The sequence below is a fragment of the Paenibacillus sp. ICGEB2008 genome (genome assembly GCF_000307675.1).
GTDB lineage: Bacteria > Bacillota > Bacilli > Paenibacillales > Paenibacillaceae > Paenibacillus > Paenibacillus polymyxa.
The window spans coordinates 96473-112777 of record NZ_AMQU01000011.1 but is presented as its reverse complement, the minus strand read 5'-3'; the positions used below and the strand labels follow the sequence as shown (position 1 = coordinate 112777).

Genomic DNA, 16305 nt, shown 5'->3' with positions numbered 1-16305 from the left:
AGTGACAGTTGATAAGGTTACGAGTGTGCCTACCGTCCCGATTTTCGGTGTTCAGGTATCAAGGCTTAATATGAAAGATACATTAAATGTATTAATTCAGGCGGTGAAGTCTCGCCGCCCCCATCAAGTGATCACTGCCAATCCGATTATGGTAATGGCTGCATTGGAAGATCCAGTGTATATGAATGTGATGAAACAGGCAGAGTTGATTGTTCCGGATGGAACTGGTGTGGTCTGGGCTGCAAACTATGTTGGGCATCCTGTACCCGAGAGGGTGGCGGGTTTTGACTTGTTACATGAATTGCTCGCAGCTGGAGAAAACTATCATTGGAAAGTTTACTTACTTGGATCGACGCCTGAAGTGATTCAGGCGACCGCTCAGCGGGTACATGAGCTTTATCCTGGAATTACGGTTTGTGGCAAGCGCGATGGTTTTTTTGGTCCTAACGAGGACGAAGCAGTGATTGCGGCTATTCGTGAAGCGAACCCTGATTTGTTGTTTGTAGCACGTGGAGCGGACACGCAGGAACCTTGGATTGGTAAATACAAGGAGAAACTTGGTGTGCCGGTGATGATGGGGGTCGGCGGTAGTTTTGATGTTATATCAGGCAAAACAAAACGCGCACCTAAATTGTTTCAAAAGCTACGAGCCGAGTGGTTATATAGACTTCTAAAAGAGCCCACTCGTTACAAAAGAATGCTTGCGTTGCCGAAATTCGCAGTGAAAGTGATGCGTGAAAAAGAAAACGTCACAAAAGTGTGATAAATAGCTTGAATCTGCCTTTAAAACCCGCTAATTTGCCAGAATATGAGGCTTGGTATTTATTTTTGATCAGAGTATAATTCAATGCGGTTACATCTGAAAAGGCATTGCTTTAAAATTGGGGTTCGAATGATCAAATGTTATTGATCTATATTATTGGTTTCATCATGGCACTGGGACTTGCGCTGTTACTGACACCGCTCGTCAAGAGATTTGCTGTGAAGGTTGGAGCCGTCGATGTGCCGAATGCCCGAAAAGTACATACCCGAATTATGCCGCGTCTTGGCGGTCTGGGGATTTTCTTGGCATTTCTGTTGTCCTTATTGGCGATGTTACCTTTTGTGCCTGACGGAATGCTGTCCTCGCGGGATATTAACTTTATTGCAGCCTTTCTGATTGGCGGTACGTTGATTACATTGATCGGTGCTCTCGATGATCGTCTTGATCTTAATGCGAAATTGAAATTTTTGGCTCAAATTGCCGTGGCGTGTATGGTCGTGTTTGCTTTTGATATTCGTGTGGATTTTGTAAATGTACCTTTTCAAGATGCATACTCTTCTTTAGAAAGCTGGATTTCCATTCCGCTTACGATTTTTTGGATCGTAGGTGTGACCAATGCAATCAATTTGATTGACGGTCTGGATGGACTGGCTGCAGGTGTCTCAGGAATTGCGATTGGAACGATCGCTGTGATGTCACTACTAATGGGCAATTACATGGTAGCCATGCTTTGCCTTGTGCTGTTGGGCAGTATTATTGGATTTTTGTTTTTCAACTTTCATCCTGCAAAAATATTTATGGGTGATACAGGGTCCTTATTTTTAGGTTTCTCTCTGGCTATGCTTTCAATGCTTGGGTTCAAGCAAATTGCTATCGTATCATTTATTACGCCATTGATTATTATCGGTGTGCCTTTGTCAGATACATTCTTTGCTATTATTCGTCGCAAGTTGCAGAAAAAACCGATATTCTCACCGGATAAAGGTCATTTGCATCACTGCTTACGCGAACTAGGCTTCAGCCACAGACAGACGGTGTTGATTATCTACGGTATTGCTGTATTTTTCGGTATATTAGCCGTGATTCAATCGTCGGCTGCGCTTAATGAAGCCAACTGGGTCACCTTTGTCGTGATATGTATCATGATGTTCTTCCTACAGATCGGGGCAGAAGTTATTGGGCTCGTTGGCAAAACCAAACGTCCTGTTCTTAACACACTAATTCGGTTGTTGGCTAAGCCAGATTCCCAGACGCGATCGAAATTATAATTTTAATTTAAATGTAAGCCTTCAAGCTTAGCGGTATACCGCGGGTTTGAAGGCTTTTTTGATGTTTGCTGTAAAAAAACTCCCTCCTTTTTTGAGAATTTACTAATTTTTTGTATGTTTGCTACCGATAAAAAAAAGTAATGAATGATTACGTACCCCAAGGTGCGACAGAATCAAAGGAGGACAATGATTTGAAACGATTGCTATCCATGTTGCTGACGGTTGGTCTCATCATTGGCTTGGTGCCGGCGGCCCTGGTAGGTACGGCTCATGCTGCGACAGGAACTTATTTCATTTTTCCAAATGAAAAATATGATGCGGATTCGGCTAGAATGGTAAACACCGACCGTGTTACAGTTAACGGTACGATTAACGGAGTGAATGGAAGTACTATATCTTATAGTGTATTCCAACTCTCCAAAAATGGAACAAACCTTACAGTAGTTAATAAAAATGAGAGTCAAAAGGGCGGAATTACGGTCAATGGCTCTGCAATTCAAATTTCAGATATTAAACTGTTCCCTGGTTTGAACCGAATTACATTCCAAAGCAGTCAAAATTCGGCTGAAATGAAGGATTCCATTTACATTGAGTATCAGGATGGACCTAAGCTGTATGATCTGTCTGCTACGCTGAATGGCCAAACCCAGCAGTTGCTAGAGAATCAGACGGCGGTGCTGACAGATGCGAAAAATAGCGGCACAGATGACGTGAAGGTAGTCATTCAAGGTACAGCGCCTAATGCTGACAGTGTAACGCTCACTTCTACAAAAAGTAGTAACACGTATAATGTTTCCTCTTATACTAGCTATAAATTAACAGGTAGTGTTGTGCTCACTCCGGGTAAAAATATAGTGTCGATTAAAGTGAATAACGGAACTCAGGCTCTTACAGTTACGCGTGAAATTACGATATATACCGGTAAACCTGAATTTTCTGATTTGACCTTGAATAAGGACGGCAATGTGTCTGCTGATCTGACGACTTCGCCTGACTTTACCGTATCGTCTACAAGCGGTGTGGTTTTGAAAGGTAATGTTCTGGTTCCTTCCGGAGCAACTGATCCAGTAGTGAGCAAAATTAATGCCAGATTTACGGATGTAAGCAATAACGGTAGCGCCATTGGGGATACCAATGGAATTGATGCTACGATTGATACAGCGAATGTGGTTACATCTAGTGGTTACAAAGTATATCCGTTCCAGGTAACTGTGCCTGATGGTATCGTAACTGACCACTTGATTCGTGCATCCCTGAGTGTAGGGTTTGCAGATGGAACAAGCTCCAATGCATCTGCGGTTCAATTTACATTGCGCAGTAGTACTCAGCCTTATATTGACGACGTGAACTTTCTCCCTGATTTTAATAATCAGCTGTTAAGTAGAATTAATGGTAGCGGGTCTGATCAAGCTGCTGCCATAGATGAAGCTATGAAATTAACAGGAAGTTCTATGAAGAACAAGACTACAGATGCTCCATCTGTACCTGTAGGTATGGAGTTTATCATTGTTAATGGTACACCTAGTTCAATTAGCGAGCTTTCTGGTGTAACCGTCCATACCGTGGGCTCCCAAGATGTGATTCGGACAATCAATGGTAAGTCAACACAAGTGAAGAAAGTTGTTGCTTATGTAGATACTTTGCCTAAAGAAGGACAAAACGTCCTGAATTTCTACCTGAATGGTGACTCAAGCAAATTGATTAAGGCAACTGTAAACTTATTGCAGGGTCCATTCATGAAATACGATACGATTTATGATGGTCAACAAATTCCGTTGAATACATCGAGTGCAAACTTAAATACGTATAAACTGAATCAGTTGGGTTATTTTAAAGGTAAATTGCTGGATGTAAGTAATGCAGCTGATATTCACTACACTGGCAGTAACCGAAACGTATTTTTGTATGTGAACAACGTATTAGTTGACCTTGAAGGCTCAGGAGCGAACTTTAAGCTGGCTGCTTCTTCGTATGATGCGGCTGCCAACGCACTGGCAAACGGAAATAATGAAATCAAGTTTGTGTTCAAGCCAGGTATTGAGTATAGCAATACGGTAAAAGTAAACTTTACACAAACGAATATTCCAGTAATTCCTGTTCCAAACACACAAGGCATTATTCCTTTTACACCTGTTAGCGGCTTGAGCAATACGCCGAAATATAGCGAAATTGCGCCGAAAGCAAAAGATGCAAATTTCACTAAAGTAGATGACACTAACTACAATACATCGCTGAAAAATATCAATATCTTTGGTACTTTCAGTATTGCTGATTTGGGTAAAGCGGACCAGGTGAGTGGTTCTTTAAGTGATATTGCCAATAAAGATCAATACATTTTAGAAATTAAGGGATCAGACGACAGTGAGGTAAACTGGACGCTGAATAACGAGTTCTTCTCAGCAGAAGATGCCAAAACGGCATACAACTCTGGTGCTACTACGGATAAGTTTACAAGCAAAGATTTGAAAGACCTGCTCGTATACTACCATCCGGACAAAAAGTATTTCAGTTTTGTATTGAAAAACCAAACTATTTCGCAAGATGGAACGCCAGTAGCTTATAACATTACCTTGTACAATAGCGGCAAGAGCGGACCGTTTGCTACTTTCCGGCTGCAAGTATCCGGTCAATCCACATCTTTTGATATCTTGCGTCCGCTTCCTGAAAAACGGATCGTGAATCAAAACTTTGTACAAGTTGTTGTAAATGCAGGTAATGCAGATAGTGTTACAGTAGGTAAGGAAACAGCAGTTCAAGAAGGATTCGACTCTGATTATGATGGTACTGTTGATTACCCATCAACTTATAAAGCCATCGTTACAGGTCTAAAAGCCAACAAAGATAATAAAATTGATGTAGTGGTTACAGTGGGTAAGGAAAAATTAAAACAGACCATCACTGTTAAATATGTGCCTACTAATATTCCTGGCGAGCAGTACATGGAAGCGATGAAAACATCGCACAAAGTGTTTGATGGTAATCTTACACTTGCTTTCGCGAAGGGAACGAGCCTGATCCGTCGTGATTACGATCAACCACAGCAATTCAAAAATCAGGTTTTCTCTGGCCATACTTTGTACTTTGCGATTGCGAATAGCGAAGATGGCGTGGTAGATCGTCATGAATTTGAAACTGAAAAAGCATTGTCCGACATGCAGAGTCTGATTGCAGATGGAAGTAGATACTTCAACAGAGATTTCCCAAGTCGCTTTACCAAGTCCAGTCCAGTATTCTGGATTGACCCAGGTACAGCAGATGATATCAAAACAGATGCTTACGACCCAGTAACGTATGGTGCCGATCCATATCAATTGGCAAACAAATCGCAAAATGACAGTAGCAAGATTAAAAACTTCTACTGGCGTGACCCATCCAACGAGCTGGTACCTTCCAAGCGTGCTACATTGACGCTGACGTATGATAGCAGTATTGCTCAGGATGCAGGGAAGCAAATGACAGTGTTCTTTTTTGATCCTGATTTGAAGGATTGGCAGAACATTGGTGGTGTGGTGGATCCGAAGAAACATACCATTAAAGTACCGTTTGATCGTTTTGGCTATTATGTAGTTGCTAAGGTTGGAGAAACATATAGTGATGTCATTAAGCACAAGTACGCCAGAGATTACATCGAAGCGATCTTGGCTAAAGGTGTTATGAACCCAATGGATCCAATTAATAGCTTTGGACCTGACAGCTATATTAAAAGAGGCGAATTCACGTCGATGATTGTGAAAGGTCTGCAAATTCCGCTTAATTTCAGCGGAGCGAAGCATTTCGACGATGTGTCTATTCCAAACACGATATCCGCAGATGCGCTCTACGATTATCGTTATATTGAAACAGCTGCGCGTGCCGGTATTGTCAAAGGTTCGCAACCAAGAATCTTTATGCCGGAAGATGTAATCACACGTCAAGATGCAGCAGTCATTATCGCCAAGGCATTGAATTTGAAGCTGGAAACAGATCATGACAAGATCATGAAAAATCTGTCCAAGACCTTTAAAGATGCGGACAAGATCGATTACTATGCGCAAGCATCTGTATTGGCTATCGCCAAGAAAGGCTTTATCACAGGGTCTCCTGTAGATGCAAGTGATCCGAAAAAAGGTTATATGTTTAACCCTACATCCTTGACCTTGCGCGGAGATGCAGCGATTATTGTAGCCAAAGTTATGGCTGATAAAAAACTGCTTCCTAAAATCTAATCAATCAAAAACCTGTAATTATTAAACATCCCTCCATGCGAAATGGAAATTCCCTTTCATATACATGAGAGGGATGTTTTTTATAAATCAGCTATTTGACTGGAATTACGAGCCTGTGCCATAATATCAGTGAGATGAATACTTTGGATAAGCATTACGGCGTTTTTTTTATTTTTGATTTGCCTTAAACGACTGTAATTAATTGCTTTTTTTTAAGGATTTATCTCAAAATGTGTTTATTATTTTTATATATGTTTTTTTTGCGCATTTATCTGAAACTTTACGCCTATTTCATCGTAGTAGAGGATGTGTGTGCTTAAATATTACATAGAGAAGTGAGTGGGGAGTGATGAGATGTCTCAGTTTTCAATACGCCGTCCTGTAACAGTATTTATGTTAATTGTTGCTTTGTTAATCGGGGGCGGTATTTTTGCGTTAAGGCTTCCTGTCGAGTATATGCCGGATATGAAGCTGCCTTACGCTGCAGTGGTGACTAGTATTCCAAATGCAACGCCTACTGAGGTTGAGGAATTGGTTACTAAACCTATTGAAAAGAGTTTGGCTTCTATCGAGAACGTGGATACAATCACGTCCGAGTCTTCAGAAGGATCATCTATGGTCATGATTCAATTTAACTGGGGAGTAGATATGAACCAGGCAACCCTCGATATGAGGGATAAAGTTGATACGATTAGAGGTTCTCTTCCAGATGCGGCCAATTCGCCGCGTGTCCTTAAAGTGGATCTCAATGCAACGCCAGTTATTACTCTCGCTTTTACAGGAGACCAGGATATTAACAAGCTAAAGCCGATTGCTGAAGATATTATCGAGCCACGGCTTGAAAGAATTGCGGGAGTAGCTGCAGCCAACATGTCAGGTGGACAAGAACGGCTTGTGAAGATTACCGTAGATCAGGCCAAGCTTCAAAGCTATGGTATTACACTGGATCAAATTCGCCAAGCCCTGTCGGCTAATAATGTTGCTGGCTCTGCTGGTTCTGTATATCGTGGTAATACACAAATCCAACTTCGCGTTCAAGGTGAATATAAAGCTGTTTCAGAAATGGGCGAAACACCAATCCCTGTAGGCAAGGGAAGTGTAAAATTAAAGGATATCGCGACGGTTGAAGACTCCGTAGAAGAAGTCACTACTATCTCTACCTTTAATGGAAAGCCGAGTATCAATATATCTGTAACGAAAGCAACAGGAGGAAATACTCTTTCAATCGCCGATTCGGTGAAGGAAAGTTTAGAGGCAATACGGAAGGATCTGCCTCCGGGAACTCAACTGGAGATGGTAACTGATGCGTCCAAACCCATTAGCGATTCCGTACACTCACTAATAGAGCATGCTATATTAGGGCTTATTATCGCAGCCATTGTGTTGCTGTTATTTTTGAATAGTGTACGTTCCACTATTATCGCTACGATCGTTATCCCAATTTCTTTCGTAGCAACGTTTATGATGATGTATTTCACCGGACAAACTATTAATATTATATCACTGAGCGGTTTGCTTCTGGGACTAGGATCCTTTGTCGACTTTGCCGTTGTTATTATTGAAAATATATTTAGGCAACGACATGAAGGGAAAAGTATGCTACAAGGAGCTATTGATGGTTCCAAGCAAGTGGGCAATGCCGTTATGGCATCTGCACTTGCACAGATTGTAGTATTTTTACCAGTTGTTTTTGTTGACGGAATTGCAGGAGTTATGTTTAAGCCATTGGCATTAACTGTTATCTTTTCTCATATAGCAGCCTTGCTTGTATCCCTTATGATTGTGCCAATGCTCGGCTCACGTTGGATGCCTACCGTACCGGATGAGTCCATATATTCTTCAGGTACTTATAAAGGTATTAACCCTATTGTGTGGTTTAATATCGGATTTGAGAAATTTAAGGGTGGCTATCGACGTATACTGAAGTGGGGAATTAATCATAGAAAATCTGTTTTAATCATTACATTATTAATGTTTGTGGCAGCTGGGGCTCTGATTCCTATGGTTAAGGCTGAATTTATTCCAGAATCCGATACTGGGGAATTCTCAGTTACAGTGAAACTTCCTAACGGAACAATTCTGGAGGAAACTGAAAGTGTTGTTCAAGGTATAGAAAAAGAAATTCTGAAAGTACCTGATCTGGACAAAATGACAGTGACTGTTGGTTCTGGTGGTCTTTCTGGTTATTCAGGGGCTGCTCCATCCAATTCGGCACAACTAAGTGTAACGCTGAAGGATGGGCATCAGCCAACAGATACTGTAGTTGAGGGCCTTCGTAAGAAATTCGATAGTATTCCGGATGCAGAGATTACACTGGCGTCTGCAACGGGTCTTTCGAGTGGATCGGCTGTGAACATTAATCTGAAAGGTGACGATATGGACGTCCTGAGGGAACTCTCAGACAATCTCGTTGCTGACGTAAAGAATATACCGGGAACGGTCAATGTAAAAAGTTCTTTGAATGCGGTTCGCGAAGAATATGAGATTACCGTTAATCGAGAACTTGCTAGTCAGTATGGTTTATCTGCAACCCAAATTCTATCTGCTGTGAACACTTCCTTTAATGGATCTGTTGCAACAAGCTATCGCACAGGTGATGACCAAATCGATGTGAAAATATCTTTGCCAGAGCAGGATCGCCATGACTGGTCCTATTTGAATGCATTACGTATCACCACTTCACAAGGGATTGATGTACCTTTATCTTCGGTAGCAAGTATTGATAAACGTGCTGTACCGGATAGTGTCACCCGTGAAGATCAGACGCGTCAAGTACAGATTACAGCTGACATTGATGGATCAGGGGATATTTTAACTGTCAATCAAAAAATTGATGCTCTTTTGAAGAGCACCCACTTCCCAGAAGGCTATAGTGCAGATACGGGGGGCGGGCAAAATGAACAAATGATGGAGTCCTTTATAAACTTGGCCATAGCTATTCTGCTATCTGTAGTTCTGATTTATATGGTTATGGCAGGACAGTTTGAATCGTTGCTCACACCGTTTGTTATTATGTTTTCGATTCCGCCTACGTTAATTGGTGTACTTATCGGTCTAGTTGTAACGGGAGCAAGCCTCAGTGTTTCGGCTTTTACAGGTTATATCATGCTCGTCGGCTTGGTCGTCAACAATGCTATTGTTATGATTGATTTCATTATTCAGCTTCGAAAAGAAGGCGAAGATCGAGATGAAGCTATTATTCATGGAGCATCTGAGCGGTTGCGTCCGATTTTGATGACAACACTCGCTACCGTACTTGCTTTGATTCCTATGGCATTTGCTACAGGTGATGGTAATGAGACACAAGCCCCAATGGCAGTTGTTGTTGTGTTCGGGTTGTCTTTCGCAGCATTGATTACACTGATTCTTATTCCGGTTGTTTACGTAATACTGGATAATATTATCCAGAAACGCAAAGATCGTAAACTGAAAAGACAAGCAAAGAGACAACTGAAAAAAGAAGCGAAACTACAAAAAAGTGTTCATATATAAGGTGAGGTGGAGAAACATAATGAATAAAAAAAAGTGCTCTGGTTGTCACAACTTTGCTTTTATCAGTTGCATTAGCAGGCTGCGGTGGGGGGGAGGCCCCTGCTGCGCCAGCTTCAGTGCAGAAGGCAATCCCAGTCCAAGTGGCAAAAGTGACGAAAGGTAGTATTAAGGATTCAACAGGTATTATTGGAAGCTTTGCTCCCAAAGAGACGGCTCAAGTATCTCCAAAAATTAGTGGTAAGATTCAAAGTATTAACCTTACAGTGGGGCAAAAGGTAAGCAAAGGCGACACATTGTTTACTATAGATCAAAAGGATATACAGGACTCGATTAAGCAATCCCAGGAATCATATCAGGTTGCCTTGGCCAATTTAAAACAGGCTGAGTCAGGCGCAGAGCAATCTGTGCAACAGTCAGAGTCCAGTGTGGATCAAGCCAAAAGTGCGCTTGTACAGCAAGACAATTCCATTACTCAAGCTCAGACCAGTCTGGTTGATGCTCAAAATTCCGTACGTGATGCACAAAATACGCTTAATCGCAACCAACAGTTGTTTAGTGCGGGTGCTCTATCTCAATCCGAGTTAGAGCAGTCCCAAATAACGTATCGAAAGGCTCAAACTGCAGTGGAGAATGCACAGATCGCGCTGCACAATGCACAAACATCCAAGGAAAGTGCACAAACAACATATAATAATGCTCAAAAATCATTACGTCTTGCTCAACAGAAAACGGGCATAGACGTAGCGCGCGCTTCTGTAAATCAAGCCAAAGCGAATTTAGAAACAGCGCGTAGTCAACTGGTGGATGCTGTAGTCAAAGCTCCGATTTCCGGTACTATATCGGTAGTAACAGGAGTCCAAGGGCAAATGGTTAGTGCGCAATCTGCAGTTGTTACAATTGCGAATACCAATCCTATCATTGCTAAGGTCAACGTTTCTGAATCAGAGCTTCTAAAATTACAGGTAGGTTCATCTGTAACTGTAGGCGTGGACTCGCTAAATAAGCGCATTGATGCCAGAGTGTCGGCTGTCAATCCGGTAATGGATAATGATCTCAAGGCGTATCCTGTCGAGATTTCTGTTCCTAATGGCTCTGGCGAATTAAAATCAGGGATGGTTGTAACTGTATATATGAAGACAGAGGCTCCTAAAAACATTTTAGTATCGCAGGACGCCGTTACAGAGCAGGCAGGGAAGAAGTATGCATATGTAGTCGAGGGTACTGTTGCTAAGCGGGTAGAAGTGCAGACAGGCCAGGAAAGTGCCAAACAGGTTGAAATAACCAAGGGGCTTACTGAGGGACAAAATGTTGTCGTTAAGGGTGTAAGTTTGCTTTCTGATGGCGCGAAGATTAATGTAGTAAAATAATTTGTTTCGTTATATTTACGTTATATTCCTATCCTCCGTCATTTCTACTATTTAAAGTGTATGAGAGTATTAGATTTCTAAGGAATCATATTCTTTATGTACTTTATGTATTCTATGGATAATTCGCAACGAATATACTTCTTTAGAGACCTGATTAATGTGCAGGAATTACCCTTGTACATTTAAGGTTGAGAAGGTAAAAGTTGTAGGATGACGGAGGAACAGGTTCAATAGTATAATTATGACTGTGGAAAGCGGAATACATAATCAAAAAAAATAAAATTTTTTTTTTGAAACAGACGCAACTTTTTGAACCCATGCTACGTCTAATTGGGTGAGTATGAAACAAAGGGGTACAAAAGCGTAAAGACAAAATTCGCTAAAAAAAATCTTTACTGCATTGTTATCACATTGTATAATACTGGAGTACGTCATAAATGGACGCTTTCTTTCAACTAGATTCCAAGCTTCTGTGATATTGTCACAGATATCATTTTATAAGGGTTCTCATAAAGCTCGGAAAGGAGGTGTAACGACTGATGAGTGACAAGATCCGACAAAAAGACAAAAATAATATTTTTGGTTATATTCAAGGAGGAGAAAAAAAGGTTATGACAAAGTTTAACAAAAAAATGATCAACGTGCTGGCAACAGCAACATTGGTTGCTGGTGTTGCAGCTCCAATCGCAGCATTGACTGCACCAACTGCAATTCATGCAGCTTCTAGCTACACATCTTTGAACACTCCGTCAATCGGCTCTGGTGCTACTACTGAGCCTATCTCTCTGGGTAGAGCAAGAATTTCTATTAGCCAAGCTTCCCTGGCACAAGGCGCTTCTTTTACAGTAACATTGCCTAAAGGTTTCAACTTTGCTACTGCTCCAAAAGTTACTACATCCGCTTCTGATGCAACTTATGGTTTGGGTGTTAATCTTGATGCTGGTGATAACAAAAGTAAAGCAGAAACCCCATTCCCAGCAGAGCCAATTAAAGTTGAAAAGTTAACTGATAATTCTGCGAAAGTAACTTTCGATAGCGCTTATAACGATTCTAAAGATGGAACTGATATTTACCTGAACTTTGGTAAAATCAATGTAACTGGACCAAGCAACGGTCCTGTAAAAGCAACAATTGATGCTGCTTCTGCAAGTGGTTTGACTAGCGGCGAAATTACAATTGCTAACGTAGTATCTTCTGGTCAAGTATCCTTGTCTGTAGCTGATACGGTTTCCAATACAGACAAATTTACTGCTACATTGAAAGTGAAAGAACAAACAGCAGGTGCTTTGGCTAACAATAACATCAAATTGAAGTTGCCTAGCGGTTTCAAATGGAATGCTACAGGAGCAGCTACAATCCTCTTTGGTGACATCGCATCTGGTGATGTAGTTTCTAAAGTTGATGGTGACACTTTGACTGTGTCTCTGAGCAAAGTAAGTGGCAAAGAAACAACTTTCAACCTGCCATTGAACTTCTACGTTGACGATGAAACAAATGCTAAAGAAGGCGATGTTACAGCTAGCATCTCCGGTAACACAACTACTGATGTTAGTTCCCTTGTAGTAGGTAACTATGGTCAAATCGGTGGTGGAGTTTCCGTAGCTACTCCAACAACTATTCTTGCTGGTCACGACGAGCAAAAAATTGGTGACATCGTAATTAAAGAAAGTGTTGCAGGATCTTTTGTTAAGAACCGTACTGTAACATTGCGTTTGCCTGAAGGCGCTCGTTGGCAGTCTACTTTCGAAAGCAACAACCCAGGAAGCAACTTTACTGGATCTTTCGAAAACACTAACGGTTTGGGTGGAGCTGAAGTATCTTACACAGACTCCGACAAACGTACTTTGAGATTGACTTTCACAAACCCTAACAGCTCTAACGATCCTGGTACTTTGAAACTGAAAAACGTTGAAGTTGCTACGCAACCAGGTTTCTCTGGCGATCTGAACGTTGATGTTGCTGGTAGCCAAGGTCTGAGCGGTACTGTTAAGGTTGCAACTGTGAAACAAGCAGTTACTCTGGCTGCTGCTTCCAAACCAACCCTGACAATCGGTCTGGGCGATCAACAAGTTGGCGATATCACAATCACTGAAGCTGCTAAAGAAGCTTTCGTTAAGAAAGACGGTAGCCGTGAAGTAATCTTGGAATTGCCAACAGGCGTACGTTTTGCTTCTACTCCAGAAGTAAAAGTTACAGCTGGTGACGTTAAAGTGAAGAGCGTATCTACTGATACTTACGGCGAAAGCAACAAAGGCCGTCTGAGCTTCTACATCGACAGCGAATCTGCTACTCCAAGTACAATCACAATCTCCGCTCCTAAGCTGACTGTTGACCGTACTGTAGCACAAGGTGACATCGTTGCTAAGCTGAAAGGTAGCGCAGTTTCTTACACTGCATACAAAGGCGCAACTGACAACACTCAAAACTGGAAAGACAACAACACTGCAGCTGCTGAAGTAGCAATCGCAACTGTTGGAACTCCAGCTCCAGGTGCTACTAAAACTAAAGCTGTCTTCACACTGGGAAGCACTTCCTACACTGTGAACGGCGAAACTAAAACAGCTGATGTAGCTGCTTATGCTGAAAACGGACGCACTTACTTGCCAGTACGTTATGCAGCTGAAGCTTTGGGTGTATCCCCACAAAACATCCTGTTTGACAAAGCAACTTCCACAGTTACCCTGATTAAAGGTGACCGCGTTGCTCAAATCAAACTGAACACTAACCTGTTGACTGTTAACGGTTCTGTGATCCGTATGGACGTTAAAGCTGTAACTAACAAAAACCGTACTGTACTGCCTATCTTCTGGGTGAGCAGAGCTTTGGATGCATCCATCAACTATGATGCAACTGCTAAAACAGTAACTGTTGAAAACAACAACTAATTTAAGAGCAACTCTTTTGAGTTAACTGAATTAGATGAGAAGAGGGTTCCTTTTGGAGCCCTTTTCTTTTATTAGTCTTATTGACAAAGGAGAGAAATTATGAAACGTTTTGGAGTGGCATTACTATCCACATTGGTTCTTACTTCTGCGTTTGCTAATCTTGCAGGAGCTCAGTCAGGTGATATAAAGGTTATTATTAACGGTGTAACTCAGCAATATACACAGTCTCCGATAGTCAGTCAAAATACAACCTTGGTGCCTCTTCGTGGCGTTTTTGAAAGCTTGGGAGCGCAAGTAGAGTGGGACAGCAAAGCCAAAAAAGTAATAGCATCTAAAAATGATGATACATTAACTTTGAATATTGGTTCTAAACTTGCTTATAAAAACAGTAATCCTGTACAGCTCGATGCAGCAACTCAAATTCAAAAGGGTCAGGTGCTCGTTCCTTTACGTTTTGTGAGCCAATCATTAGGCGCCAAAGTAAATTGGGATCAAGCTACACGAACAGTGACCATTTCGAATCAAGCTAATGGTAGCGCCACTGACACTAATAGCTTGTCCAGTAAGCCACTTACAGCTCCTGTGACCAAAGTTACTTATGATACTTACTATAATGACTCCTTAGCCTATGATGATGCAGTAAAACTGGCTATAGCTGATAGTACTTCAGTTAAAACAGGAGAAGTGAGTATCGATCAAGCAGGGAAAATCATGAAAGAAACTGGCAAAAATATTGATTTTGTTCCTGCTGAAGCGGGAGATGAGGCTCAAGATAAAGCTTTTAAAGGCTATGCCCAAACGAACCTTAATTATGAGGCTGCCAAAAAGAATCTGGAAATGACCAAAGAAAGTATTGAATATAATGTGAAGGATCTTTATAACAAGCTCCTTCAAAAGCAAAATGCCGTCAAACTGGCAGCATTAAATATTGAAGATTCTGAGCGCAAGCTTAAAGTTGTACAAATCAAGAGAGATAATCAAATGTCGAGTGATTATGAGGTTACCCAAGCGACTAATCAGTTGACCCAAAATCAAGCAGCTTTGGATAAAGCTAAAAAAGATTTGGATAGTGCATATGTATCTCTGAATCAATTGATTGGCTACAAACCAGAGCAACGTTATGAATTGAAGGATAAGCCTGTCTATTCTGAATTTAAAGATAATGTAGAGACAAAAGTAAGCCAAGTACTCACTAGCAGTACTGCCATTTGGTTGAGTGAGCAAAAAGTTGATTTGGCTGAATTGAGCTTGAAGCTTTATAACTTTAGTACTCCTGGAAATACCCCATATGAAGCTGAACAACTTAATGTTGAAAAAGCTCAGTATGCTACAGAAGGTACAAAGAGACAGTTGGAAGAAGCTGTGAGAACAATTTATAACAATATCAAGGCATTGGAAAGCCAATACTCACAGATCCAAGCTGGTTTGGTGAGTGCAAGAAGTGCGGCTGATATGGCTAAAAAGCAATTTGATGTTGGACTGGCTACTGAGCTTCAGGTTTACGAGGCTAATTTGAAAGTGACTACTGCTGAACAACAAGCGGAAGATATTGTGTCAAGTATTGATACTTTGAAGCTGGCTTTCAATAAGCCATGGGCTATGCAAGGTTCCGCTGGAGCAAGTGCGCAATAATTTAAGCTTACCTATACTTGTTATAACTGCAGTAGGAGGTTTTCATGAAATCACGCTATAAAGTATCGTTGGCTGCTGTTTTACTTGGAGGAGGAATTGTGGCTGGCTCTTTGATGAACAGTTCAGTTAATGGAGCCTCCAGTTCTGGACAACCTGGAACAGCTGATGATCCAGTCGTAACCAAAAGCTATGTTGACCAAAAAATTGCTCAGGCCATCAAAGGTGGGGGAACTGCAAGCAGCACTAGTAGTAAAACAACTAACTCGACTGCTCCAGCAACAAACACCACTGCTTCTAATACAACGTCTTCAGGAACCTCTAATGCTGCTAAAAGTTCAACGGTGGAGCAGACAGAGGCTTTGAAGGTTGTTGATGTAAAGCCTGGTCAGAAACTGATTGCCAAAGCTGGGGCAGAATTTATTTTACGTAATGGAAATGCTGTTGTGTACAGCATGGATGCCAGTGGTGCTATTGATATTACTTCTGGAACTGAAATTGTTCATAACCAGGCTGTCGAAAAAAATCATTTATTATCGTTTCCTAGAGAAGGAAGAGGTATTCAAGTAAAAGAAGGGCAGAAGTTTGGCCTAGTCGTTATGGTACGAGGCGGTTATACTGTTCAATAACTGGTGTCTATCTCTGTTTAAGGTACTCTTTTTCTTAAATACTGCTTGGGATAGCAAATTGTTCTTG

General features: G+C 41.4%; 8 protein-coding genes. All 8 read left to right on the top strand.

The window, feature by feature from the left end:
* The first annotated feature begins 1 nt into the window (after position 1).
* The 8 genes from C400_RS0111960 (at position 2) to C400_RS0111925 (ending at position 16238) form a co-directional block, all read left to right on the top strand.
* A complete protein-coding gene (locus tag C400_RS0111960; protein WP_025366004.1) occupies positions 2–763 on the top strand; it encodes a WecB/TagA/CpsF family glycosyltransferase in 762 nt (253 codons plus the stop codon).
* 137 nt (positions 764–900) lie between these two features.
* Positions 901–2031, top strand: a complete 1131-nt coding sequence (locus C400_RS0111955; RefSeq protein WP_016822900.1) for a glycosyltransferase family 4 protein — start codon at positions 901–903, stop codon at positions 2029–2031.
* 191 nt (positions 2032–2222) lie between these two features.
* Positions 2223–6236 (top strand): S-layer homology domain-containing protein, encoded by a 4014-nt coding sequence (locus C400_RS0111950; protein ID WP_017427126.1) that lies wholly within the window; start codon positions 2223–2225, stop codon positions 6234–6236.
* A 354-nt stretch (positions 6237–6590) separates the two neighbouring features.
* Positions 6591–9728, top strand: a complete 3138-nt coding sequence (locus C400_RS0111945) for an efflux RND transporter permease subunit (protein WP_017427125.1) — start codon at positions 6591–6593, stop codon at positions 9726–9728.
* A 23-nt stretch (positions 9729–9751) separates the two neighbouring features.
* The gene (locus C400_RS0111940) at positions 9752–11095 is read left to right on the top strand and encodes an efflux RND transporter periplasmic adaptor subunit (protein WP_026065434.1); all 1344 of its coding nucleotides are present in this window, start codon (positions 9752–9754) and stop codon (positions 11093–11095) included.
* Positions 11096–11634: 539 nt separating this feature from the next.
* Positions 11635–13980, top strand: a complete 2346-nt coding sequence (locus C400_RS0111935; protein ID WP_017427123.1) for a copper amine oxidase N-terminal domain-containing protein — start codon at positions 11635–11637, stop codon at positions 13978–13980.
* Positions 13981–14079: 99 nt separating this feature from the next.
* Entirely contained in the window at positions 14080–15612 is a 1533-nt protein-coding gene (locus C400_RS0111930) for a stalk domain-containing protein (RefSeq protein WP_017427122.1), read from the top strand.
* A 44-nt stretch (positions 15613–15656) separates the two neighbouring features.
* A complete protein-coding gene (locus C400_RS0111925; protein ID WP_016822906.1) occupies positions 15657–16238 on the top strand; it encodes a hypothetical protein in 582 nt (193 codons plus the stop codon).
* Positions 16239–16305 lie beyond the last annotated feature (67 nt).

Coding starts and splice junctions, on each gene's coding strand:
- C400_RS0111955 (WP_016822900.1), top strand. CDS start 901: ATGTTATTGATCTATATTATTGGTTTCATCATGGCACTGGGACTTGCG.
- C400_RS0111945 (WP_017427125.1), top strand. CDS start 6,591: ATGTCTCAGTTTTCAATACGCCGTCCTGTAACAGTATTTATGTTAATT.
- C400_RS0111930 (WP_017427122.1), top strand. CDS start 14,080: ATGAAACGTTTTGGAGTGGCATTACTATCCACATTGGTTCTTACTTCT.
- C400_RS0111925 (WP_016822906.1), top strand. CDS start 15,657: ATGAAATCACGCTATAAAGTATCGTTGGCTGCTGTTTTACTTGGAGGA.
- C400_RS0111935 (WP_017427123.1), top strand. CDS start 11,635: ATGAGTGACAAGATCCGACAAAAAGACAAAAATAATATTTTTGGTTAT.